Below are 2647 nucleotides of genomic sequence, written 5' to 3' on the forward strand. Positions count from 1 at the left end.
ATTTACCTGCGCGCCTACGAGAACGGCACGCAGCTACGACGAGGACTGACCGAATATTTCTATTTTTACAACGGTCGGCGCATTCATGAGGCTCTCGGCTACGCCACGCCCGACGAGGTGTATTTCGCGGGGCTCGCTCCGATCATGGCGGCCGCGGCATGATCGAAAAATCGGATGCCGCATCGATTTTTCGGGGTACCCGAGGTAGCAGGTCGATCGAGATCTCGGTTCCTGGAGCGTTTACGGCGGTCAGTTTTTCCGGTCAGCAGAAAAAAACCGGAGCTTCTGCCGCTGAACGCGGCAGACTCTCTCTGTTGAAGACCATTGACGAATACCGAAGAGCAAGACACGATCACATCAACCGCTCAGACAGATCCACTTATCCCGGAAGAATTTCTGTCCAAACAAGCGCAGCCACCCCTCTCACTCTCGATGGGGTCGGAGTGCAGACAGGGGACCGCATTCGTGCGATTGAGGAGAGGGCCCGAGGCAAAGAGTGATCCAGCGAGACTTGCCCAATAAGAGCCGTTAATGGGGGTGTTAGAATTCGAGGATGGCCAAAGCTTCGAGAAAGTCTGTGAGTTCCATCGGTAATTGGCGGGGTTTCTCCAGCGCTAATTGGCGGTGCCGATGACGAGCATGCGGCGTGCTGCGTTGACGACTTCGTCGGTGATGGTGGTCATGTGATTGATGTCCATGAGACGCTCGATCTGCACGAAGAGACGGTGGATCAACCGGAAATTGCCGCCGGTAATTCTAGCAACTGCGGCGATCGCCTGAGCATCGGCAAAGTCGGCCCCATCCAGGCATAAGCCGAGCTCGCGCCAGTGTCGAGCGAGAACGAAACTGAGCTCATTGCCCTGAAGAGGGCGATAGTGATGAGCGAAGCCAACTCGGCTATAGAGCTGCGGATAGCGCGCCAGGCGCTTGTCGATCCCTGTCATTCCAATGAGTATGAGGCCAATGTTAGAGCGATCAAAAAGATCGCGCAGAAATTCCAGCGCCGGCGTTGAGAGGCGCTCGGCTTCATCGACGATCACCATTTCCATATGATTGAACGAGCATTCCATCTTGGCTCGCTCGTTGTGTGGTCGGATGCAGGCGGTCGCACACGCCAGTAATCGATGAATGTCCCTATTCAGGACGCGCGCCGAGATGCTGACGGCTGGCGTGTAGAAAAGGGTCCGTGAGCGATTCATCGCGGCAAGCATTTTGCCGGTCGAGCGCTCGCGCAGGCCCCAGTCGTACAACAACGACTCTACCTCTGGCCAGTTGGCGTATTGCCGGGCGGAAAGTGTCTTGCCGACGCCGGCCGCGCCGTAGCACAAACCGATGTAGCGATTTTCGCGCACCGCGGTTGCGAATTCGACGAAGCGACGATGCTCTTTGGTGGCGATGAAAGCACCTGCGCGGCGGCCGATAGTGTCCTTCGCGGCCGCGCCCATTACGTGTCTTCCGAGTAAAGCCGCAGTGGCGGTTTGCGCACCTCGGCCACCGGCGGTGCCGCTGTTGGGAGGTCCGGTAGAACTGTGTTATCGGATCCCCAAAAGTTGCCCATGCCACGAACCCGCTCAGTGATTTGGCCACGCAGCGCACGCCGATGAGCCACTCGAGCTGTTTGAATGTCCTTGAGGGATAGCGTCTGGTCGCTATGCTGCTGATTTATGGCGCGACAAAGAAAGCGATCGTGGTGAAACACCCGAATCTCGGCCAGGTCACGCGGGTCGTAGCGAACAGTCACCGACTCGCCCACGTAGGCGGCGAGCGTGGCATCAAGATATCGCAGTCCCTCGAAATGGATGCCATCGCGCCGGACGATGCGGGCGGTGGCGACCGCGATCAAAAGCAGATCGAGAGCCTCCAGACTCTGAGGCATCCGCGGCACCCATCCATTTCCCAACCACGCCACCCGCGGTATGGCATCGATTTCCTGATGCTCTCGGACGTTGTAATTGCCGATGATGTGCGCGCCGATGGCGGCATCGAGCACAGACAGCGAGAGCCTGGGCGCAGTAGCCGGCTTCCCCTCCACCAGATACCCCGGTAGGTCACAAAGAAGTTCCGTGTTGAGCGTGCCGAAGAGCCGCTCAACTTTGCCGCGACCTTGAGGGCGTGCAACGGCCGAATGCACCAATTGAATTTTGAGATCCGCCGCGACCTGCTGCAGGTGGCGGCTGGTGAAATCGCAACCGTGATCGACGTAAAGCACCTCGGGAATTCCGCAGACCGGCCACGCCGGATCTTCCTTGCGCCAGATGGCCTGGCGCAGAGCGAGGCAGGTTTGGAGCGTCGAGGGAGCACCCAGGAAAACCGTGTAGCCGGCGACGATGCGCGAGTAGTCATCGATCACCGTGGTCAGCCACGGTCGCTTCGGCTGACCGTTGGCATCGAGAATCAAGATATCGAGCTGCGTGTGATCGGCTTGCCAGGTCGCGTTCGGTCGTTCCGCTCGATGGCGATAGATGAGTTCGAATCGGTCTCGATAAGCCGCATGACCCTCATGCGCCAAGGTCACCAAGGCAGGATCGAGGGCGCTGACAATCGCGTGGACGCTGCTGTATGCGGGGATTGGGAGCTTCCGCTCCCTTGCAATTGCCGCGACCCGTCGATGAATGGCGGTGACCGATGGCCGCGGTTTCTTTAGAAA

The 2647-nt window shown here is 58.7% G+C and carries 2 protein-coding genes; both read right to left on the reverse strand.

The genetic code is table 11. From position 1 onward, the window contains the following. Positions 1-614 precede the first annotated feature (614 nt). A complete protein-coding gene (locus WAN02_RS01520) occupies positions 615-1445 on the reverse strand; it encodes an AAA family ATPase (protein ID WP_422262171.1) in 831 nt (276 codons plus the stop codon). Further along, positions 1445-2515, reverse strand: coding sequence for a Mu transposase C-terminal domain-containing protein (locus WAN02_RS01525; protein ID WP_422262173.1), 1071 nt, complete (start codon positions 2513-2515; stop codon positions 1445-1447). Before WAN02_RS01525 ends, WAN02_RS01520 begins: the two co-directional genes overlap by 1 nt. Positions 2516-2647: the final 132 nt, after the last annotated feature.

The organism is Mycobacterium sp., assembly GCF_049281135.1.
Classification (GTDB): Bacteria; Actinomycetota; Actinomycetes; order Mycobacteriales; family Mycobacteriaceae; genus Mycobacterium.